The 23,127-nt window shown below is 34.9% G+C and carries 20 protein-coding genes; 11 read left to right on the forward strand and 9 right to left on the reverse strand.

Annotated elements, in window-relative coordinates:
• Positions 1-133: 133 nt before the first annotated feature.
• The 8 genes from C7D53_RS03375 to C7D53_RS03410 all read left to right on the forward strand — a co-directional run bounded on the left by C7D53_RS03375 (position 134) and on the right by C7D53_RS03410 (position 12,924).
• Positions 134-574, forward strand: a complete 441-nt coding sequence (locus tag C7D53_RS03375; RefSeq protein WP_106914971.1) for a T9SS type A sorting domain-containing protein — start codon at positions 134-136, stop codon at positions 572-574.
• Between the two features lie 15 nt (positions 575-589).
• The gene (locus tag C7D53_RS03380; protein WP_106914972.1) at positions 590-7,090 is read left to right on the forward strand and encodes a polymorphic toxin type 23 domain-containing protein; all 6,501 of its coding nucleotides are present in this window, start codon (positions 590-592) and stop codon (positions 7,088-7,090) included.
• Positions 7,084-7,599 (forward strand): hypothetical protein, encoded by a 516-nt coding sequence (locus C7D53_RS03385; protein ID WP_106914973.1) that lies wholly within the window; start codon positions 7,084-7,086, stop codon positions 7,597-7,599. The genes C7D53_RS03380 and C7D53_RS03385 overlap by 7 nt, the downstream gene beginning before the upstream one ends.
• 313 nt (positions 7,600-7,912) lie before the next feature.
• Positions 7,913-9,808 (forward strand): molecular chaperone DnaK, encoded by a 1,896-nt coding sequence (dnaK, locus tag C7D53_RS03390; protein ID WP_106914974.1) that lies wholly within the window; start codon positions 7,913-7,915, stop codon positions 9,806-9,808.
• 150 nt (positions 9,809-9,958) lie between these two features.
• Positions 9,959-10,507: a membrane lipoprotein lipid attachment site-containing protein gene (locus C7D53_RS03395; protein ID WP_106914975.1), complete on the forward strand. Its 549-nt coding sequence runs from the start codon at positions 9,959-9,961 to the stop codon at positions 10,505-10,507.
• Between the two features lie 123 nt (positions 10,508-10,630).
• Positions 10,631-11,326, forward strand: a complete 696-nt coding sequence (locus tag C7D53_RS03400; RefSeq protein WP_106914976.1) for a hypothetical protein — start codon at positions 10,631-10,633, stop codon at positions 11,324-11,326.
• A gap of 167 nt (positions 11,327-11,493) precedes the next feature.
• The gene (locus C7D53_RS03405) at positions 11,494-12,147 is read left to right on the forward strand and encodes a hypothetical protein (RefSeq protein ID WP_106914977.1); all 654 of its coding nucleotides are present in this window, start codon (positions 11,494-11,496) and stop codon (positions 12,145-12,147) included.
• Positions 12,148-12,429: 282 nt separating this feature from the next.
• Positions 12,430-12,924, forward strand: coding sequence for a hypothetical protein (locus C7D53_RS03410; RefSeq protein WP_106914978.1), 495 nt, complete (start codon positions 12,430-12,432; stop codon positions 12,922-12,924).
• 8 nt (positions 12,925-12,932) lie between these two features.
• On the opposite strand, the gene C7D53_RS03415 is transcribed toward C7D53_RS03410, so the two are convergent.
• The 5 genes from C7D53_RS03415 to C7D53_RS03435 all read right to left on the reverse strand — a co-directional run bounded on the left by C7D53_RS03415 (position 12,933) and on the right by C7D53_RS03435 (position 17,127).
• Positions 12,933-13,958 carry a hypothetical protein gene (locus C7D53_RS03415; RefSeq protein ID WP_162926064.1) on the reverse strand — a complete coding sequence of 342 codons (1,026 nt, stop codon included), beginning with the start codon at positions 13,956-13,958 and terminating at the stop codon, positions 12,933-12,935.
• Positions 13,959-14,040: 82 nt separating this feature from the next.
• Positions 14,041-14,310: a hypothetical protein gene (locus C7D53_RS03420; protein ID WP_162926065.1), complete on the reverse strand. Its 270-nt coding sequence runs from the start codon at positions 14,308-14,310 to the stop codon at positions 14,041-14,043.
• Between the two features lie 49 nt (positions 14,311-14,359).
• Positions 14,360-15,067 carry a hypothetical protein gene (locus C7D53_RS03425; protein ID WP_162926066.1) on the reverse strand — a complete coding sequence of 236 codons (708 nt, stop codon included), beginning with the start codon at positions 15,065-15,067 and terminating at the stop codon, positions 14,360-14,362.
• Between the two features lie 23 nt (positions 15,068-15,090).
• Positions 15,091-16,386, reverse strand: a complete 1,296-nt coding sequence (locus C7D53_RS03430) for an outer membrane protein assembly factor BamB family protein (RefSeq protein ID WP_106914982.1) — start codon at positions 16,384-16,386, stop codon at positions 15,091-15,093.
• Positions 16,387-16,404: 18 nt separating this feature from the next.
• Complete coding sequence (locus tag C7D53_RS03435) at positions 16,405-17,127, reverse strand: ankyrin repeat domain-containing protein (protein WP_106914983.1); 723 nt, start codon at positions 17,125-17,127, stop codon at positions 16,405-16,407.
• Between the two features lie 179 nt (positions 17,128-17,306).
• Between C7D53_RS03435 and C7D53_RS03440 the strand changes: the two genes are divergently transcribed.
• Positions 17,307-17,819: a thioredoxin family protein gene (locus C7D53_RS03440; protein ID WP_106914984.1), complete on the forward strand. Its 513-nt coding sequence runs from the start codon at positions 17,307-17,309 to the stop codon at positions 17,817-17,819.
• 95 nt (positions 17,820-17,914) lie between these two features.
• Entirely contained in the window at positions 17,915-19,666 is a 1,752-nt protein-coding gene (locus C7D53_RS03445) for an RDD family protein (RefSeq protein WP_162926067.1), read from the forward strand.
• A gap of 58 nt (positions 19,667-19,724) precedes the next feature.
• On the opposite strand, the gene C7D53_RS03450 is transcribed toward C7D53_RS03445, so the two are convergent.
• The 4 genes from C7D53_RS03450 to C7D53_RS03460 form a co-directional block, all read right to left on the reverse strand.
• Positions 19,725-20,318: a hypothetical protein gene (locus C7D53_RS03450; RefSeq protein WP_162926068.1), complete on the reverse strand. Its 594-nt coding sequence runs from the start codon at positions 20,316-20,318 to the stop codon at positions 19,725-19,727.
• Between the two features lie 185 nt (positions 20,319-20,503).
• Complete coding sequence (locus C7D53_RS03455) at positions 20,504-20,899, reverse strand: DUF7674 family protein (protein WP_106914987.1); 396 nt, start codon at positions 20,897-20,899, stop codon at positions 20,504-20,506.
• A 51-nt stretch (positions 20,900-20,950) separates the two neighbouring features.
• Entirely contained in the window at positions 20,951-21,082 is a 132-nt protein-coding gene (locus C7D53_RS21200) for a hypothetical protein (protein ID WP_262497851.1), read from the reverse strand.
• Between the two features lie 82 nt (positions 21,083-21,164).
• Positions 21,165-21,521, reverse strand: coding sequence for a DUF7674 family protein (locus tag C7D53_RS03460; protein ID WP_106914988.1), 357 nt, complete (start codon positions 21,519-21,521; stop codon positions 21,165-21,167).
• Between the two features lie 583 nt (positions 21,522-22,104).
• Here C7D53_RS03460 and C7D53_RS03465 point away from each other — a divergent pair.
• On the forward strand, positions 22,105-23,118 hold the full coding sequence (locus tag C7D53_RS03465) for a nucleoid-associated protein (RefSeq protein WP_106914989.1): 1,014 nt from the start codon (positions 22,105-22,107) through the stop codon (positions 23,116-23,118).
• Positions 23,119-23,127: the final 9 nt, after the last annotated feature.

Raw genomic sequence — 23,127 nt, forward strand, 5'->3', positions numbered from 1 at the left:
AAAAATATCTAAAAAAAATAAATAATGCTTCGTTTTTAGACAATTAATCTTATTTATATCCCTGATCTATGATACATTGTCCTTTCTCAGCTGATTTGTTTTCTGGACTTTTGTAAATACTAAGATATTGTTTATGAGAAAAAATTTACTGCTAATTCTTTTCTTATTGATTTCAATAGAGGGAATTAAATCACAGTCACTATCATTTGAGTATGATAGCGGAGGAAATCAGATCGTAAGACGATATTGTGCTTTATGCTTATTTGCGGATAAAAATGCACTCGTCAACGAGCAACTCGGTAAAAAAGAGTTTCCTCCTCCAGAGTATCAGGTTAAAATTTACCCGAACCCTACGAAAGACAAGGCGACACTTGTGTGGTCTCCTGAATTTGGTGCTATGATCCAAAAAGTGGAATATATAGCCTACAACTTTACCCAGTACCGGGAACTTACCTTTGATAAAAGAGAGAATAAAGTAGTACTGGACCTTTCGGATAAGCCGATAGGAATGTATGTGGTTGTTTTCCATTTGAATACCGGAGAAAAACTAACCTACAAGATTTTAAAACAATAACCCAAACTACTAACCATGAGAATCAAAATTTACTTTTTATTAGCTCTACTCTCAGTAGTGGGGCTATTGAATGGGCAGTCTGTAGGACAGACATCGGGTGAGTTATCGGTATCTCCAAATGGAGGGGCCAACTATACAATACCTATTGCCAATCTTCCGGGAATTAAGAATGTTGCTCCGGGGATTTCTTTGGCTTATTCTAGCCAGGCAGGAAATGGAGTTGCAGGATGGGGTTGGAATATTGGCGGAATATCTTCCATTACCAGAGTAGCTTCTACAAAATTTCATGATGGGGTAATTGATGGAGTGAATTATAATGATACTGACAGGTTCGCCTTTGATGGGCAGCGATTACTTCTGAAATCCGGTACTTATGGTGCGGACGGCGCAGAATATCAGACAGAGCAGTATTCTAATGTTAAAATTGTTTCCCACGGAAATATAGCCAACGGCCCGGAATATTTTATGGTATACTATCCTGATGGGAAAACCACAAAATATGGAGGCGGAAGTGGCTTTCTAGGATCCAATACCTATGAATGGAAGATCAATTATATTGAAGATGCCCAGCAAAACAGGATTAAATTTACCTATGACAGTTTTAATAATTATATCTACGTTAAAACGATAGAATATGGTAATAACTTGTCAGTTAATCCGGATAACAGTCCCAATAAAATACAATTTTATTACAAAGACGCTGCCCGTACAGATCAGGCCTACATTTATGGTGCACGGGATATTTATTCACACAGAAAACTGGATAGGGTAGAGGTTACGGGAAATGACCAGCTTTTCAGAAAATATCAATTGACTTATGATGTAACTTCATTAAATTATCAGAGACTCGTTGGTGTTCAGCAATATAATGGCAGTGGTGAAGCGGTAAAGCCTGTTATTTTTGAATATGATAATACTGAGAATGGGATCAGTAATAATTCCAAAACGATAACTGGGGTTTCTCCGGCCTATGATAGAAGCAATTGGCAGTATACTTCAGGGTATTTTGATAGTGATAGCTCTCTGGATTTCATGACTTATCCTAATTCCAGAGATCAGCTTTATAGGTTTAATTCCGGCCAGTTGATGAATTCTACTTCCAATGTGGCCGGTGCTGTGACTAATGTTGAAAAGTTTAAGGAAATTTTTTCAACAAAATTAGTGCTGCCTAATAACAAGTTTTACAATCTGGATGCTGTTTCTACAGTGGTAACCAGTACTGCAACTCCTGTTACTGATGAGGAGATCATTAAAATAAATAATTATATCCCCAACTCAGCTAATTCTCTTGATCTTTCATTCACCAATTCTTACAGGTTTTATACAGCAATGAATGAAAGATGTAATGTAATTAACGGAAGCAATACCTACTATAACAGGATTCCAAAGGATTATTTGGTCGGAGATTTTGATGGTGACGGGGTTTCTGATATTTTGGCAGTATTGAGACCTTATACAGTAAATCAAAATTATTACTGTGGTCCAGCCAAAGTGAGTGATACCAACAGACCTCCACCGGGTTGTTGTAATCAGGGTGTTACGATTAATATTTCCACTTTTTATCTGTTAAAATTAGATCCGAATAATTCTGCTGTTCAAAACCCGCTCATGTTGGGATCCAATGCTGTAATCACGGGAGAATCTAGAATATATTCGGCAGATTTTGAAGGCGATGGAGTTTCTGATTTATATGTCTTCAATCCTGGTCAATTATATGTATTTGGAACAAAGAACGGAACCTTTGTTCAAAAGGCATCTTATTCCCATAATCTGATTAAAAAAGATCTACCATGTTATCTTGCTGATTTTAATGGAGATGGAAAAACGGATGTTGTATTTCCTATAGATAATGCCAATACCAATTGGTTTTTCATTATAAGTTCTGGGGAATCATTTATGGGAAATGTAAGGGATATAGGAACCAATTATTTCAAGCCTCAGATTCAGAATACTTGCTATCCAGGACCATCCCCCAATTCCAATATCTGTGGGCATATGCTTCAGACATTTTATTATTCCTTTACGGACATTAACGGAGATGGAAAAGCAGATTTGTTCTACCACGATATTCTGACTCCTCATAATGTACCAGACTATGGATCTGCTCAAAATGGAGCTTATTTAGCCTATGGAGACAACTATAGTATCAGAGACAGAGGAGGGGTGAAATACAATATGGGAAGCAATACGAATGGAATGCCTAGCTTTTCCGGCTATATAGATGGATGGCAAAATAATTATACCTACGGAGGTGCCATTAATAAAGGGACACCTATATTTTTAAGTAATTCCAATATTACAAACCAGAATCTGGATTATGCATTTTTCGGTGGGGATAAAATAAAATACGTTTCATTCAAGAAAGATAATCGTAAAGATGTTACCCTAAAGAGAATTAAAGAAAATGATCTTATAACAGATATTTCATATGATGCGGCCATAGATACTGGAAGTGGTTCCGGTACCTATACAGCAGATAATTCTGAACAGTATCCTTATATCAACCTTAATATTGCTCCATCTATAAAACTTGTGAAAAAAGTTGAGAAAAGCTTTAATGGAGAAACCAAAATACAGGAATACAGATATAAAGGAATTGTAATGAACATGGAAGGCTTAGGCCTCGTAGGCTTGAAGGGGGTAGCTACATCATCTGTTTATGGAGGAACTGTAACACAGCCTTTTTGGACTGTTTCTTTACAGGATTCGCAGAAAAGAGGAGCGGTGAAAGAAACATATCTCAACTCAAGCCCCGATTTTAACTCTCCGGGTACCTTTGTTTCGAAAACCATTAACAGTTATACAACTTCCTTGCTACCGAACAAGGTTTTTGTGAATCTGCCATCACAGGTACAGCAAATTGATAACTTGGCAGGAACCACTATCAATCAGTATTACGACCTCTATGATTCCTATAATAATCCTAAAAAAACAAGAACAGTAGCCAACGGCGGCGAAAAAACAACTTTGGTAGATTATGAAGATAATCCATCAGGAACCGGAAGCCAGTACTATGTGGGAAGGCCGGTGAAAAAGGTTGAAACACAGGTATTGGGTAATGACTCTTTTTCTACGGAGTTACTTTTTACTTATGCCAACGGACTCCTTACGCAGAATAGAAAAAAAGGAAACAATACTGATTATATCACTGAAGATTTTATATATGATGTATTTGGAAATAATATTCAGAAAACTCTTTCTACCAACGGTATTACACCAAGAGTTGAAAAGGTTCAGTATGATGCTTCTGGCAGATTTGCAATTAAGACTATTGATATTTTAGGGGCATCCTCTCTATTTACCTATGATTCTAATTTTGGAACATTAATTTCCAGAACAAATAATCTCAATCAAACCGTATCCTATGTTTATGATACCTGGCAGAGAAAAGCACAGGAAAAGGATATTTATAATAATGCTACTCAATATTTCTACGAGTGGCTTACTTCAGGAGATTTTATTAATGGAACAAAGCTTAGGGTAGTTGATGCCACGGGAGCAATAAAGGAAACATTTACAGATAATTGGGGAAGGACACGTGTTGAAAAGGCATTGTCTCTTAATGACAAATGGATAGAAAAAAGAACAGATTATGATGTTCTAGACAGACCGTATAAGGTGAGTGAGCCTTACTTCTCCACAACTTCACCAAGTAAATGGACAATCACTGAATATGATGTATATGGAAGAGTGGTCAAGAGCAGCTTACCCACCGGAAAAATTATTATCTCTTCTTACAATGCATTAACGGCAACAGTTACAGATGGACAACAAACACAATCCGTCACTAAAGACGAGTGGGGTAATAAAATTAAAATGACTGATAATGGAGGTACCATTAACTATACTTATTATGCTAATGGAGCACTGAAATCATCAAACTATGCAGGGCATGTTGTAAATATAGAGCAAGATGGATGGGGAAGAAAAACAAAAATGTCCGATCCTTCTGTGGGAGGAGATTATACCTATGTATACGATGGTTTGGGGCAGCTTCTGAAAGAGGAAAACCCTAAAGGCAAAACAATATATGCCTATGATCAGTATGGAAGAGTTGCCAAAAAAGATGTTATAGGGGATAATACAGATATAAAAATTGTCTATAATTATAATGCCCAAGGACTTCTGGATTCAGAAACTGGAACTTCTAACGGGGTAAATAATTCCTATACTTATCAATATGATAACTATTACCGAGTAGCCCAAAGTGAAGAGAATAACGGAACAGCGATCTTCAAAAAATATTTTATCTATGATGGTTTTGGAAGAGTAAAAAGAGAAACTAAGCACACCATCTATGGTACACTTTCCAGTGAAGTGGCGATGGAAAATGTGTATGCTTCTTGTGGGATGCTGACAGGAATTAATGATCCCAACGGAAATGTACTCTGGAAATTAAGCAGTATCAACGAAAAAGGACAGGTGATTTCTGCCAATTTTGGTAACGGAACAGATATCGCCAATTCCTATGATGCCAATTATTTCTTAAAAGGAGTAAGACATAAGAATAGCTCCGGTTTGATTCTCTCCAATGAGTATACATTTGAAGGCAATACAGGATTATTGAAAAAAAGAAATAATGCAGCAATCACCAATGGCTGGCAGGAAAGCTTTGAATACGATAATATGCAGCGGTTAATCTCCTGGAAAGATCCTAATGGGATTCAATCACAAACTTATGATACCTATGGAAGAATCAATACCAATAGCGAAGTTGGAGACTATAAATATGCAGATGGTAACAGGTATGCAAAAAAAGGGATTAACCTCAATCCTATTGGGGATGCTTACTATAAGGTAAACCAACTGCAGACCATTTCATATAATGCCTACAAAAATCCTGTAAGTATAATGCAGGATGGAAATGAAATGGCCAAATTCACCTATAATATTCATCAGACAAGAGCATCTTCAGAATATAATTATAACAGTTATTTCACATATTATGCAAAGAACAAACTTTATTCTGATGATAATACAGTGGAAATTATTGAGAATCGCTTCCCCGGAAGAGCCCCTGCTCAATTTATAAAAACAAGGATTATTACATATATTGCAGGAGATCCTTATTCAGCTCCCGTTATTCATGTCAAAGATTTTGACATATATGATGAATACCTGAGCGAGGGAATTCACTATATTCACAGAGATTACCAGGGAACTATCCTAGCTATTTCCGGTAAGGATGGAAAAGCTGAAGAAAGAAGACAATTTGATCCTTGGGGAAATCTGACATATCTGGAAAAGGATGGGAAGAAAATAGATTTGAAAAAAGGAACAGCAGATCTGTTTATTGAAAGAGGGTATACAGGACATGAACACTTTATGCAGGTAGGGCTTATTCATATGAATGGAAGAATGTATGACCCTAAGCTGCATACTTTCCTATCCGTAGATAATAATATACAAGATCCCTTTAATACACAGAATTATAATAGATTCGGGTATGTACTGAATAATCCATTGATGTATATGGATCCTAGTGGAGAAATTATTTGGGCTTTGGTAATTGCCGGTGCAATTATAGGAGCTGCCACTGGTGCGGTAAGCTATATAGGGCAGGCCATACAAACTGGAGACTGGAGTTGGGGTAAATTTGGAATGTCTATCTTGGGTGGAGCAATTCAAGGGGCCATTATGGGAGCCATAGGAGTGCCGTCGGGCTCCTGGGGACAGCAGCTGACATCAGCATTTATAGGTTCCTTTATGCCGAGCTTTAGCATGAACCTGGGAGGAGGATTTAGTTTTTCCATATCGCCATCCATTGCTTTTGGACAAGGCGTCAGTGCGGGTTTCAACTTTAGCTTATCCTATAAAAACGGAGATTTCGGAATGTCTTTCGGATATGGAGTTACCTATCAGACCGCACATGCAGGAAGCGGCTTGAGCGGTTGGGAGTACAGAACCTCTGTAATGGCAGGAACACTGGGAACCGAAGGGAATCTTGGAATGATGGTGGGAACCAATATATGGAGCGGTTTACATGCTCAACAGACAGGAATTGTAAAACTGGTAAGCGGAGATTTCTCCCTGAGCTATGAAAATGATGGAAGCCCGTTTGATAAATTAGGTAAAGGAATTTTAGGCGATGGTAATGACAGATATAGAACCGCAGCTATGTCTTTAAGTATTGGAGATTTTCATGCAGGGTTTAATCTTTTCACAGGATCAAGAATGAAAGATACCTACGAAGAAAATGATTATAACGCAAAAAATTATTTAAATGATTATGCAGAAATGAGAAAATTTGGAAAAGATGATTATTTAGGTGGAGCTTATGGAGAAAAATATACCCATGGCTTGGTTGTAGAAACAGGACCTAAATACCGACTAGGTGCAGCCTACATTGGCTGGGGTAATTACAGAGTTGGCGTAAACTCGGAGTGGGTAAGACATGCCATTCAAAATGTAGCCGCTCACCGCTGGATTTCTCCGCAGCCAGCATTTCAAATGACGTCAAATTCCTGGTTGCCTTATTTCCAATACCAAACAATAAATCAATTTACATCATGGTAAAACATAAAAAATATATGATTTTTTTAACTTTTTTTTCGTTCTTCTCACAAGCGGGCTGCCAAAAGATAGACCGTGTTCAGAACAAACTGTTAAAAGAAGTCGAAAATTTTAATGTTAAAGATTTTCCAGATATAGCATTTGATAAGATATACATATTAGAAGGAATGTATATAGCGAAAGGAAAATTTGGAATTGTTCCTCCCAAGCTTGAGACACAGAGAGGTTCTGATAGTAAACACTACGACGATTTTTTAGTTTTTAATAGCAATGGAAGAGTTGATAAATTTTATGCTGAAAATATCAAAGCAGCTAAATTATTGATCAGTAAACAACCCTCAAATACCATTTATGGCATATTGGCTAATAAAAAGGAGGAATGGGTTATTAAAACTATTCAAGCCTATAAAATGGGAGGGTATGGTACCTACAATCAATATGTAAAAGCTATTGATTATAAAGTATATGTTCAGAGTGACGGATATTGCTCTGTTTATTTACCTACCGAATAACAAGCGAATCATTTTGACATGACAGAAGCTGACAAGAATATGAAAATCCGTAGTTTTAATTCAGGATGTTCAGAGAGTATGCCATCTGATCTTGGATATCACTAGGCCACATATTCTAAAACAGGGAGAGCAGAATACTATGTAAATTATGATTCCATAGTATGAAAAAATTTCCATATTAATGAATGTAAAACCTCGATTTAATCGGGGTTTTATTTTTGTTGTGTCATTTTGTCACTATTTTTTGAATGGTACAGATATTGTGAAATAGAGAGTGTAAATAAAATTAAAAATAGAAAAAATATAAAATATTATGAGTAAAATAATTGGAATTGACTTAGGAACAACCAACTCTTGTGTTGCTGTAATGGAGGGTAAAGACCCTGTTGTTATTCCTAACGCAGAAGGGAAAAGAACAACTCCTTCTATCGTAGCATTTACAGAAGACGGAGAAAGAAAAGTAGGAGATCCTGCAAAAAGACAGGCTGTAACGAATCCAAAGAAAACAGTATACTCTATCAAAAGATTTATCGGAACTCACTTTAAAGAAGATGCAAAGGAAATCTCAAGAGTACCATACGAAGTAGTAAGCGGACCAAACGATACAGTAAAAGTAAAAATCGACGACAGAGAATATACTCCACAGGAAATTTCTGCAATGACACTTCAGAAAATGAAGAAAACTGCTGAAGATTATCTTGGACAAGAAGTAACAAGAGCAGTAATTACTGTTCCTGCATACTTCAACGATGCACAAAGACAAGCTACTAAGGAAGCTGGTGAAATTGCAGGTCTTAAAGTAGAAAGAATTATCAACGAGCCTACAGCTGCAGCGTTAGCTTACGGTCTTGATAAGAGCCACAAAGATCAAAAAATCGCAGTATATGACCTTGGTGGTGGTACTTTTGATATCTCTATCCTTGATTTAGGAGATGGTGTATTTGAAGTATTAGCTACAAATGGTGATACGCACTTAGGAGGTGATGACTTTGATGATGTGATCATCAACTGGATGGCTGACGAGTTTAAAGCTGAAGAAGGAGTAGAATTAAAAACTGATGCTATCGCTCTTCAAAGATTAAAAGAAGCTGCTGAAAAAGCAAAAATCGAGTTATCTTCTTCACCACAAACTGAAATCAACTTACCTTATATCACAGCTACAGCTACAGGTCCTAAACACTTAGTGAAGACTTTAACTAAAGCTAAATTCGAACAACTATCTGCTGATCTTGTAAGAAGATCTATGGAGCCGGTTGCTAAAGCATTAAAAGATGCAGGTTTATCAACTTCTGATATCGATGAGGTAATCTTGGTAGGAGGTTCTACAAGAATCCCTATTATTCAGGAAGAAGTAGAAAAATTCTTCGGTAAAAAACCATCTAAAGGAGTTAACCCGGATGAAGTTGTTGCTATTGGTGCAGCTATTCAGGGAGGTGTATTAACAGGAGACGTAAAAGACGTATTACTTCTAGACGTTACACCACTTTCTTTAGGGATCGAAACGATGGGGTCTGTATTCACAAAACTAATTGATGCAAACACTACCATCCCAACTAAAAAATCTGAGGTATTCTCTACAGCTTCTGATAACCAGCCGGCTGTAAGCATCAGAGTAGGACAGGGTGAAAGAGCAATGTTCAACGATAATAAGGAAATCGGTAGATTCGATCTTCAGGATATTCCACCAGCGCCAAGAGGAGTTCCTCAAATTGAAGTAACTTTCGATATTGACGCAAACGGTATCCTAAGTGTATCTGCTAAAGATAAAGGAACTGGTAAAGAGCAAACTATCAAAATCCAGGCTTCTTCAGGTCTTTCTGACGAAGAAATCGAAAGAATGAAAAAAGAAGCTCAGGAAAACTCTGCAGCTGATGCGAAGAGAAAAGAAGAAGTTGAAATCTTCAACAAAGCTGACGGATTGATCTTCCAGACTGAAAAGCAATTAAAAGAATTCGGTGAGAAACTTTCTGCTGACAAAAAAGCGGCAATTGAAACAGCTCATGCTGAATTGAAAACAGCTTTCGAAGCTAAAAATTCTGATGATATTAAAGCTAAAACTGAGGCATTAGATGCAGCATGGATGGCAGCTTCTGAAGAATTGTATGCAGCAGGTCAACAACCTGGTGCTGATGCTGGAGCTCAAAATGCTGGAGGTAGCAATGCCGGAGCAGAAGACGTACAGGATGCAGACTTCGAAGAAGTAAAATAATAAATGTAAACACTAACATTTAATTATAAATTAACCCGGCGGTAAACAAAGTTTACCGCCGGGTTTGCTTTTATCATATTATTCTATTACTGTATATTTATATCAGCAATTTTTAGAGCCATAAATAACCAGAGATTCACTACAAAATATATGAAAAAAATTATCGGTATAATCTGTCTGACAGCAGTGTTGACAGGTTGTAGCAAATCAGATCATAAAGGACAAAAAGAGGAGCCAAAAGAAAGACAACAGCTTTCTCAGGAAACAAAAACCAAATCAGAAGAATCAAAATCCTCAAAAAACGGAATTTCAAAAGAAGAAGCCGTAAAATTAGCCATGAAGCAATTTGAAGATTATTTGCCCAATATTCTTAAAACCTATGGTGGAGTCATTGATCTTCAGGAACCTTATGCAGGAGACTTTACAGGCGATGGAATAGATGATGTAGCCATTTATTGGTCTGTGGCACCTGAGGGAGGAAATGCTATTATAGGGCAAGGATTATCATTGTACAAGAATACCGGGAGCAAGATGAAAGTAATTGCCGGCTACGAGCCCGACTATTTGTTCAGTTTTGATAAGATCAGTAATGGAAAAATTAGAGTTAAAAAATTGGAATATGCTGAAGAAGATGGCAGATGCTGCCCTTCGATAAGTACCGGACATACCCTAACTATTTCAGGAAATAAAGCCTATTAAAAGAGTATACATTCTTGAACCCATATAACTGTGCAAAAATGTATTTCATCTTATTTATAAACCAAATGTCCAATCTATTTTTTGTACCTTATTCGCTCATTTTTCAACAAGAAATTTAAAAATATGAATAAGCTGAAGTTTTTCTTTTTAATCGTAAGTATGACGTTTTTATTTCAGTCATACCAAGGCCAGCAGTTTGACTTGGAAAAACTTATACTCCCCGTTAAACAGAAAGAATTAAAAAAGTTTGATTTAACAGCTTCCGATGCAGGAGTTGGAACTCAGATAGCCCAATATTCCTCTTATCTGTCTAATGCTGTGGATGATGGTAAACTGTCATTAAATTTTGCCAAAATTGAAATCGAAAAAGCTCCCGATACAGACTCCTTTGCCCAAAGTATGATCCGTTTTTATGGAAAAGGTAAAGAAAATAATCTGGACGGATTTACGCTTACTATTGAAAATGAAGAAAGCTTTCAGAAAGTATTGAATTATTTACTCATTAAAAAGGAAAAATTCAATCTGGTGTTTGATGATGGCAAAGAAAATGAAGAAAGAGCCAGAGTTTTTAATTGTTACCAGAATAATACAATATATCTGGTTTTATCCCGATTTAACAGTAAAGGAAAGAAAGTGGGATATATAGATGCAATTAGCGCTCATGAGACCTTCCTTTTAACTTCGAGACTGGGAGGAGCATTTGGATACTATAAAGAATATCTGGAATACCGTAAGCGCAAACCTGCCAATTTTAGCTACCTTGATTTTCTGAAAGAAACAGATGACGAACTTTATAAGCAAAATAATAATCTACATTAATAATCAATAATAAGTAATGTTTTGCGAAATTCTATTTTGTTACAAAGCATAAAAAACTCATGACAATTCAATTTTTATAATATCGCTCCATAGGTGATGGCTACTGTATTTTTGTGTACTCTATACCATGCTGTCGGGCTTTATATCATCACAAACAAAACTAATATATGAAATACCTTTCAACTATACTGGTTGTTATTTTATTCCAATCCTGTAATCAAAAAAAAGAGAGCAAAAAGGATCCGGTCATTCAAAGTGAAATACAGAAAACAGAAGTTAAAACCGATTCTGCTATTCAAAATATCTCTAAAGCTACGGAGATTAAAAAAGATACTCTGGATGAAGTAATGTTGGAGCAGGATATAATGTTTAATGGTAAGCTGAAAAGGTTTTTTAGTCTTAATGACTTTGGAAAAGTGTTCGGAAAGGCAGATAGTACAAGGCTATTATCCGAAGAACAACCTTGTACTTATATTTTTGAGACTCCGGAAAATAACGGAATGAATGATAAATATCTGTATAAAAATGGATCACGCTTTGAAAACAGCGGCCAAAAAGTAGCAGTAGAAGAGTTTAAATTTATCAACGGAAATTATATTTTGTACAAAGGAATAAAAATAGATTCTAAGTCTACCATCAATGATCTTAAACGGATATTTCCCAATGCAATCAGAAACATAGGGAACCTGGATGTTTACGGTGAGGGAACCCTTCAGGCGATTAGGCTAAGAGAAGATAAAGAGGGGATTTCTGATGGTCATATTAATATTTTTTTTAAAAATAACAGAATATATTCTTTACATTGGTGGTTTCCTTGCTAAAATTAAGTCTATTTAAACTTAACCGCAAAAGTCACAAAAGGTTTTATTTTTTTAACACTTTAGTACACTTTAGAAAGTATAAGGAAATACTGCACAATTAAGTTCACATAAGATGAAAATCTTTGATTTTCAACAAAACTTGAGTGTCCTTCCTTATACACAAAGTATATCACTTAAATAGCTTAAGTGTTTAAAAAGCTTTTGTATATCTTTTGTGGTTTAATAAAAAAGTTTAAACAGCTTTATTATATAATAACCAATCTTACAAAGCAAACGGATAATATGAAACTGAATTTAACAAAATACATAGCATTACTATTTGCGGTATGCTTACCACTGATTTCCTTTGGACAAGACACTTCAAAGGATAAGCAAAACCTCCAGACCAAGGCAGAACAATTTACCCAAAAGATAATTACCCTTATATCTCAAAAGGATTATGCGGCACTGAATCAACTGACGACTCAAAAGGTATATTGCTATTTATGCTTTGAAACAGCTCCGGAAAACAATGCTTTTGTGAATAAAAAAACTTTTTATAGTAAACATAGCGACAATATCTTTAACAAGGATTTGTTGGAGAGACTGAAACGTAAGGAAATTAAGTTTGCAATTGACCAGGATGACCCTGCATTTGGCGACAGAAATTATATTGTACTATATACCACCCATCGTCAAAATGAAATGGGTGACGGACATGAAGGAGCACAATTTATCTTTTGGTTGAAAGATGAAAAAGGTATCCTTAAGTTTTCAGGAGTGGAAACAGTGCCCTGATTTGTTTTTCACTTCTTAGGTCTTATCAGATAATAAACTTGGTTTTGGGTATCAATCAATAACAGGTAAGCTCCGTTTTTTGGCTGGTAAATAAAATAAGAAAAAGGATCTCTTAAGTTCTCATTAGGATAGTCTATAGAAACGTGCTGCTTGTAATGCAGCATTTTTTTTGGCATTGTAATCGAAAAATAACTTGTACCGGTCCAGCCATCACCACCAGAACCATTCCCTGATCCCCAACTAAAATTTTTCAGATCCCAAAAAGAACGGGCTGCCCATTTTTCTTTATGAACAAAATCTCTTTTAATAATATTGGGCTGGCTATCTATATTGTAAGTAGACCTATCATACTGAATTGATTTTTTATTCGTTTTGTAGGCCGGATAATCTGTCCAGCTCTTTTCAGTATAAAAATAGTTCCATACATCATCCTTAAGCACCGTTAATTTGTATTTGTAATCATTATCAACTGTATCGGAATGAATAATATCATCATACATATACTCTTTATCGGCAATGATTTTTTGTGCTTCAGAAACTGAAAATATTTTATTCTCAGTAATATTTTTATAGGGATAATGAATTGTATCACCATCTTTAATCCAGTTAGAATAGGTGTTTTGGTCCACGTCTACAATATAATCATTAAAAGTCTGATAGCTGTGTGGAGAGTTTAGGCTATTGTAACTGTATTGCAAAGAATCTGTTATCTGGCCGTTCAGGTTTATTTTGTACCATTTATTTACCACATCTTCTCCACCGTCTTTTGAATCTTTTCTACTTCCGGAAATGATGATAATTGTACTGTCATTTCCTTGAAGTACAGGTTCATTAAAGCCTCCATATATTTTCAATATTTCATAATCAGGATCTTTAAGGCTATCCAGTGTAGTGTAAGACCTATATTTTTCCGGAAGTTTTTCAGATCTTAATTTGTACTGTTGATAATACATTCTGATATCAGGCAAAATAATAACGGCAATGATGAGGATACACCAGAGTATAATGGATTTTTTTTTAATATTTAGTTTCATCTTATTTGTAGGTTTTTAGTTTTTAGCTCCTCTCAGATGGGATTTTATATTAGGGTCTGAAAAGAAATAAGGGTGTTTTTGTTTAATTAAAATGATCTCTGTGCGGTAAAACAAAATACAAAAAAATAAAAAATGTCAAAAGTAAAATGTTAGATAAATATTTAGCCTTTTCCTTTCTGTTGATCCGGAAAAGAGTTTCAATACCTATCAATCCTCCCAAAAAGAAAAAAACATACAACGGAATGAGGTCCAGATCGTACGTTTGACGTTTATATCCTGCCTCGGCAAACAAAGCAAACCAAGCAAAGTAAGGAATGGCCAGCATAATAAACCTAACCAGTATATATATCATAACTGTTTTCATTTTTTAGAGCAAATTATTTTTTCTGAATTGAAACCTTTCATATTGTGTTCTTATTTTTGAATGAAAAAAATAGATTAATGATGAGCAAGACCATTAAAACTCCAATAAAGATAGAAAATGCATAAATAGCTGATCCCTGCAGATAAAAAAGTGAGCGGGAGACAAAGAATCTACTTTCTTTAGGATGGTTTACGTCATAAAGAAGTATACATTTTTGAGAATCAATCTGCTGCTTTGTTTGTTGTAGAAGCTTCGCCTTTAATAGTTGGATTCTTTCCTTACTTTCCCATATTGGGTAATACATTTTTTCGGCTTTCTGTTCTGTATTTGTATAGACTTTATGATTGAGCGTATATTGATAAGATACATCAATAAAAGCATATCCACTCACTCTCCTAAATGGGGTTTCCCATTCAGATTTATAAGATAATACTTGCCCTTTCGTTTGCTGCCATTCGGGATGTGTCCATTGAAACTCCTTAAATTTTAAAAAAGGTGAAACAGACATCAGAGTAAGCAATGGGAAATAAATTAAGGCCAATAACATTAAAAAATATTCACCTTTTGCTTTCCAGCCTGTCTTTGTAGAGTTTCTTAATAAAAAAATAATAACAGTAACAATCAATGCATAGATAAAATAGCGATAATTATTGATCCAAAATAACAGGCAAGCCACAAAAACCATCGTTAGCACAAAGCCTAAATAATGGAACGTTTTGTCAACTATATATTTGATGCTTTTCAATAGTATACTTTATAAATTCTTATTTATTTTGAAATGTACTTGATTTGCAGATTGTTGTGTTCATTGTCATTGAATTTTTTTGCGATGACTAATTTTGCTGTTTGGGTTTGGGTATCAAAAATTTCAATTCCTTTTTGGGTAACATATATAAAGTGTGTGGCATCAATAGATTCAATCCCGGAAAGGGGTTTGTCTTTAATTTTGACTTTAGTGAAATTTTTTCCGTTCGTGTCTATATAAAAAAGAGTATTCATGTTATTCCCAATGATTTTACCATTGCTGATAGTCCAGTTCAAAACATCAGGCGGAAGAATTTGTCCCCATTCCAGATTTCCGTCCTCTGCATTAATGGCGAGAAGATTGGATTCATTGTTAGAAGATATTCTCATTTCAGTGTATAAAGTACCGTCCTCAAAAAAGAGGATATGGCTTCTTTTGGCTACAAGCTTTTCATTTTTGTAGATCCATTTAAACACCTTGGGATTTTTAATGAACGTATTATTAGGATCAGAAATATCTCCATCAGGGAGATTGCCGTCTTTATCAAGTTTCAGGGCATAGATCGTTCCTGCTTCACTTCCAATGAAAAGAGTATTGCCATCGGTATACATTGGGTTGTAAATGGGACGGTCAAATTGGTTGACTTCGTTATGCTGTAAAGGTTGTCCTACAATTTCTACATCTCCGTCAAACATTCCGTACGAAGTATTTACCCCATTTTGAGGGCTCAGTTTTTTCAGAAAAACAGCAGAATTTACAAAGTAGGAGTTCCTATATTTTACAGGAGCAAAATAATTGTATATTGTTGGCAGTTCACTAAGCCAGTTTTTTGTACCATTGGCCCTGTTGAAATTATAGAGCCATGCCCTGTTAATTTCTGAGGGCTGTCCCGTTGATGCCATTAGAATATTCTGTCCGTCTACCAAGGGACTTGCCATAAACAAAGGCATCCGTGAACTCAGTCTTTTTGCTTCTTCATTCTCATCATTGCTCATATCCAATGGTTGGTCACCATTACCGTAGATCTGCTGTTGCCAAATGATTTTACCCGTGTTAATATCAAAATTAATAAGCTTCCCGCTTTCAAAAGGCATAAAAATATTCTGCCCATCCACTGCAAAAAGATTTCGGTTACCGGCGCTGTCTATGTCACTTTTATATTGCCAGACAATTTTATTTTCGTCAAGATTAAAGTTGAAAACTTGGCCTTCAGTAGCCACTACCAGAGTAGCATGGTTTACTTTGCTTGATTCTGTTTTTGAGTTTTTATTGCAACTTAAAAAAATGGATGCCGAAATAAGGAGTATTAGTTTTTTCATTGTGGTGATGGTGGTGGGTTATTTTAAAAGCTTGAGAAGTTCTGTATTTTTATTGGCTTTTGCAAACTGTAAAGCAGTCTTTCCCTCAACAATTCCGTTATCTGTTTCAAAGGAGACTCTGGCTTTTTTATCAGCTCCCTGAGACAAAAGATATTTCGCAATCTCTGTATAATTCTTTTCTACGGCATACAGCAAGGCATTGTACCCATCCTCGTCAAAATGATTCATGGGAGAATCTTTACCTTTCAGAGGAATCTTCTTTATAAATTCCAGATCATTGTTCTTTACAGATAGCAACAGAAGTTTTCCAAGATCTTCTCTTTCAATTTTCTGAGGTTGATGGCTAATATATAATTCCTTTACAATTTCAAAATTTTCATAAAAAATAGCAGTATACAATGCATTTTGAGCATAGATACCCTTACCGAGAAGATAACGCGTAATCTCAGGACTTCCATACTCAATGGCTGTATCAATAAGGGTTTTGTCTGCCGTGATATTGGCACCCTTGTATACCATGTATTCTACCATTGGTAAGTTTTTCTTCCAGATAGCAGCCTTTACAGGTAAAATCTGATCAGAAAGAACGGCTTTAATAGGGTATCCTTGTTCTGTTAACTTTTTTACCAAGGATAGATCATTACTGCTGATGGCTCCATAAAAGGCATCCACCTGTTGTTGAGTCTGAGCATTCAGCATCGAAGACAAAGCTATAATGATTGACATTCCAATCTTCTTCATTCCTGTGTTATTTTAATAGGATGTAAAAGTAATTAATTTCCCGTATTGGAGAGAACCCCTGATTCTAGGGATATAGTTTTTGTATTCTACTTTAATTATTTACTTAAAATAATTAAAATAAATGAACAATCTTTTTCTTGTAAAATTCCTACATTCGTAGAGCATAAAAATAAAACTCAATGAAATATTCTAAGATTATGGTAGTGGTTACCTTACTGTTATTTCAGTTAGGAACAGCACAGGAAAAAGCAGATGTGGTATTAAATAAAGCACTTACAGAAGCAAAATCGGGTAATAAAAATGTTCTGTTAATGTTTCATGCTTCGTGGTGCAAATGGTGTAAGGTGATGGAAAAGAATATGAATCTTCCAGAAACGAAACCTCTTTTTGAGAAGAAGTTTGTTACGGCTTATGTAGACGTTCAGGAAAGAGGAGAAAAGAAATCTCTTGAAAATCCCGGCGGCCAGGCGCTCATGAATAAATATAAAGGAGAAAATGCAGGACTTCCTTTTTGGTTGATTTTAAACCCTAAAGGAGAAGTGTTAGCAGACTCATTTAATGCTAAGGGAGAAAATTTAGGTTCACCTTCAACGCCTGAAGAAGTAGCCACTTTTATTGCAAAGCTTGAAAAGACCTCAAAACTGAAAAAAGAAGAACTGCAGATCATTGAAAATGTATTTGTAAAAAAATAAAAGTAGGTTTCTGTTTTTATTAGAGAAATATCAAAAGAATGTCCCTTGGCAAAAGCCTTGGGATTTTTTTATATTTTTACCGAAATATCAATTATATGGAGAATATTTACTCTAAAAAGCAATATTATTTTGTAGGATTTTCGTCATTGGTTGTTTCAGTACTTGGACTGATATTATCAATAAGTACTTTTAACATCATTAAAAACAGTCTTGGATTTATTTCTGATGAAAGAAAATATGTCGGATTATATTGGTTGTTGAAGCCAATGACACTTTTCATAGGCGTTACAAAGAATGCTTTTGATGTCTGGGAAGTCTTTTTACTATCCTTATTGCTTGTCGGCAGTATTATATTTTTGCTTAAAAAAAGAGATACTCGGTTAATTGCATTTGTGTTTTCAATCATCTTGATTTCGAATGTTCAGGGAATGTTTAATACCTTGTTTTATTTCCTTTACACCAAAAAGAAGATAGAAACAGAAATAGGATCAAGCATGGGAATGATGATGTATTTTTATCCTGTGATAGCCGCCCTGTATATTTTTTTAAGCTATAAAATCCTTACCCTCATAAAGAGTAAAAAAGTACTGAATATAGCCCATACAGAAACATCTACAGTTATAAAAGATACTCCTAAAATACAGCGGTTTTTCCATTTTTTGATAGACACATTTATTATCTTACTTGTTTTCTGTCCATTGGTTTTCAATCTGTTTGAGGCATATCTTATCAAAATTTCTTTTTTTAAGGAAAAGCTAAACAATGAATTTGGCGCACTTATTTTAATTGCTATTGTAAGATTGATCTACTATCCTTTCTTTGAAATTCTGTTTGGCTCTACACCGGCGAAATTTCTTACAGAATCAAGAGTAATTAATGATACCGCAGAAAAGCCATCCATATCAGATATCTTCAAAAGAAGCCTTTACAGGAATATACCCTTCAATGCAGTTTCTTTTTTCTGGAAAACCGGTTTACATGATTCCCTGTCATATACCCATGTTGTAAAAGAAAAAAGAGAGGGCTTTAAGACTGGATATCTTTTGATTGCCTTGGCGGTTTTTGTACCGTATGTTTATTTTTATTATTTCGGAGAGAAAATCATCATGGATTATCGGACCTCAAAGGTTGATGAAAGAATGATTAAATATGAGGGCGACTTTAGAAGAAGCAGCGTTGATAATATCAATCCAAATCAGATTTATATTCTTAAACGCCTTGGAAGTATGGTGTATGAAGGGAAAGCTTTAAAGATTGAAAGAATAGAAGGAAATGAGATTGTTTGTAAAGAATTGGTCAAGAAGGATACGTATGATCTCAATTACTACGGGATTGTAGATTTATATAAAAATCAGAAAGACACAGCAACAGTTTATAGATTCACAAAAAAAGATTTTATCAACGCCATACCTAAGAATATCAGAGAAATGGATGAAGAAAAACGAAATGGGACAAACTTCTTTGATGAGTATGGCAAATACGAAATAAGGGATATCTATACCCTGAATGCTCCAGTTATTGAAGAAGGAAAAATGGAGCAAGAATATTCCATGAAAAATAGATCTAATGTTCAGAGGATTTCTTTCAAGAATATTGGTAAAAGCGGAAGAATACTATCCATAAAAACAACAGAGGGTAAAGTGATCTGGAAAGATAAATTTCCTATCATGATAAAAGGTTCCAATACTTATTCAGACTGGTTTTCAGTCCATGTTGATAATTTGAAAGCCGAAGATACCTTTAGTGCAGATATGGAAATTGCCGATTCTTTGAATAACAGACAAATGTATAAAGTAGAGATGGATCAGGCTCCTTATTCAGCCATAAGGGTCTATCAATTGAAATAAAAAACTCCCCAAGCAAAAAATCTGTTTGGGGAGTTTCTTTTTCTAACATAAGTATAATTTACAATGATTTGTAATGATATTCTATATTGCTCCAAAGAACCGTATCATTTGCTTCTGTCATTTCCGATGGAGAAGTAAAAACAGTCCCAAAAGCATTTTCATATTGAGTAATCCCAAAATCTGTATTTTGGCTAATAAATAGCGCTCCATGATCTCTTGGAGCCTTTTTGATATACCTGAAAGTCCTTTTTAGAGTAAATGTTGCATTGTTTTTATTGAAATCTCCTAGATAATTAGGCTTATTGCTGCTATCATTAATTAATACAGAGTCATTAACGATTTTAATAGGATATGATATATTCGCTGAATTTCCTGAAATCAATTTTATAGAATTGTTTTTCAAATCAAGGCTGATGATTTTCCAGGCAGGCTCCTGATAAGTACTCCAGTAGTTTTTCAAATAAGATTCATCAGGAGATGATTTTTGCCCCATTGAACCGGTATACAAAACCGTATTTTTTACCGCGTAACTCTTGAATTCAAAATTTCGGATCTCATGATCAATTGGCCTTGGATCATCTATTATATTGTCATTGTTCCCACATGAGATCAGGGATAATAACATCGCAGCAGCATAAAAAGAGTATTTCATTGGTTTTTTTGCAAAAGTAAGGGTTTTATAAGAGGAAAGCAAAAGACGAAATGGCAAAAAAAGTTAAAAGAATCAAACTGCTACAACATATATTCCCTGCTCTTTTTCGATAAAAGATATCGGAAGACATGGTAAGCAACCCTGTCAGTTTACACCCTTTGAGATTTCGTCTCTATAAAAGCTGATTATTTCCCAAAGTACATCTGATCCTGCTTCTGCTGTTCATTATAAATTATCTGGAAGCTCACAGGCATATAATGATAAAGAAGTTTCCAATGTTGGATCTTTGCGTGCTTTTTAAAGCTTTCAAAAGATCTTATGAAGATGTTTTCAATCATGGTTCTTACATAAGAATTTCCATTCCTGTAAAGTCCGTCCATAAGTTTGATGTGATGGGCTATAATGTTGATCTTAGATTCCTGCAGCAGGCCTTTCAGATAATTAACGGTTGCCTGCATGATTCCTGCAAAATTATCATGTACAGATAACTGCATGATTTCCTTGCGAAGTGGCGGATAGAAAAATTTTAAGTATTCAACAGCTATTTTTTGATTAATAGTTTGCATTTGTACTTTCATCATAATTAAGAATTTTTCAAACACTTTTTATTGAAGCTAAATGTATACCAAAATTTAAAGGCAGGCCGCAATAATAAATACACCAACGATGACAGCGATGTGAGTGAGTAATATCTCAGAATTGTGTCTGTTAGTCGTTGTTTTCCAGGTTTTCCAGTCTGAAATTTTTCTGATTTTATTTTTCATAATCTATTGATTGTGAGTTATTTTTAATTTTGTTTAATTTAAACACTTTGTAATGAAACGGGTAAAAAATGTAATAAAAGCTTTATGTACCGTGAGTGTAAATTTGTCTCGAATAGCTGCTTTTAAGGCTAGAAGAAATATGACTAAATATCATTTTTCTGTCTTCCTTACTGCAAAAAGCTGTAAAATTGTCCAAAGAATAGATAAAAGTGTTCTCAATTGCATTTTTTAATGTGACATCACCATCGGTGTAAATTTTGTCCATCTTTTGTAAGCTTTTGAGTAGCAGATTACTGTCATTCTGGCGGATCATGTTTTTAATGCGCTCTGTGAATGTCCTGATAACACTATACGAACCTGGGTTTTTATTTTCCTTAAGTTCAGTTTCAAAATCAGGAACCAGTTCTGTGATTTCCTGTACGGCCTGTAAATAGTTCATATTATATTTTTTTAAATGTGGTTTTGCTCAAGTAGTTTTATAATAGCTCCAAAAATGAAAATGGTTAAAAAGGCGATAAAAAGCATGTGGTAAGGCTTTAGCCATTTGGGAGTCTTAGGTCCCCTGCTTTTTAACCTTCTTAGTTTGTCTATTCTGTTTAATGTTTTCAAGTCCATTTTTTCCATGTTTTCAAATGATGAAGCCAATGGTATTCCGTTGAATGTTGTTTTGTTTTAATTATTTGATTTTTAATGTGTTGTGTTGTTTTGGTTGAGGTTTTAATATGACGAAAGCATTTCAAAATGATAAGGGTTTTATCAAATTGGAAAGTAGGAACACTTTTAAATAGAAAGAATTTAACCGTAAGCTAAACCACAAAAAATTATAACACTTAATTTATTTGAGGTAAAAGATTTTGTAGTATTATTTTAAACTTTTAAGGTGAACTAAAGTATTTTAAAATAAAGCTTTTGTGACTTTTAAGGTTCAAAAATTCTGTACAACTCAAAAACAAAATCATTCCTGTTTTTAAGTTTCGAATAAAGAATAGAATGAATATCTTTGCAGTCCAAATATTCAGAAGATGTTTTCAAAAATAATAGTACACAGAGTCGGAAATAAGATTAACGGAGAATCTTTAACACTTTCCCAGGAGGAATTGAAGCTTGAGGAGGGGATGGCAGAAATGCTTGAGAATTACTTTTTAGGTTCTTTCAAATCAGAAGAAACTTTCCATTTTTACAGTGATACCTACCTGGTGAATAACCCGGTTTACAGTGCAGTGTCTGAAATTTTTGAAGATAAGTCCAAGTTTATTTGGGAATCTGAAAATATTGCAAAACATCTTTTCGAAGCGGCTGAAAACCCAAGAGTTCAGGGAGGAGAATTGTTCATTGTTCTTTTTGAAGATGAAAGTGACCGTCCGGATAGAGTAGACAAGATCGGAATTTTCAAAACTGAAAAAAGAGAATCATTCCTGAAAATTAATCCACAGGATGAAACATTTGACATAGAAAAAGATATGGGAATTGGTTTATCTAAAATTGATAAAGCAGCCCTGATCTACAATAATAATAAAGACACCGGATACGTACTTTCTGTAGTTGATAACAACAAAAACGGTGATATGTATTACTGGTTCGAGGATTTCTTAAAGGTAAAACAACGTGATGATGAGTACTTCCACACTCAGGAAGCTCTAATGGTGTACAAAGACTATATCACAAAGCAACTACCACAGGAATTTGAGGTTTCAAAGGCTGATCAGGCAGATTTCCTGAATAAATCCATCAACTTCTTCAAGGAAAAAGAAGAGTTTAAGCTGGATGAATTTGCGAATGAGGTTTTGGGAGATGAACATGTAATTGAAAGCTTTGTCAACTTTAAAACCGATTACGAACAGGATATGCAGGTGAATATTGCAGAAGAGTTTCCAATAAGTGAAGCAGCGGTAAAAAAGACCCAGAGACACTTCAAAAGTATCATTAAGCTAGATAAAAACTTCCACATCTACATCCACGGAGACAGGCAGAAGCTTGAAATGGGTGAAGATGACAAAGGAAAATACTATAGACTTTACTTTGAGAAAGAGGTTTAACAGAAGAGA

Source organism: Chryseobacterium aurantiacum (assembly GCF_003020585.1).
GTDB lineage: Bacteria > Bacteroidota > Bacteroidia > Flavobacteriales > Weeksellaceae > Chryseobacterium > Chryseobacterium aurantiacum.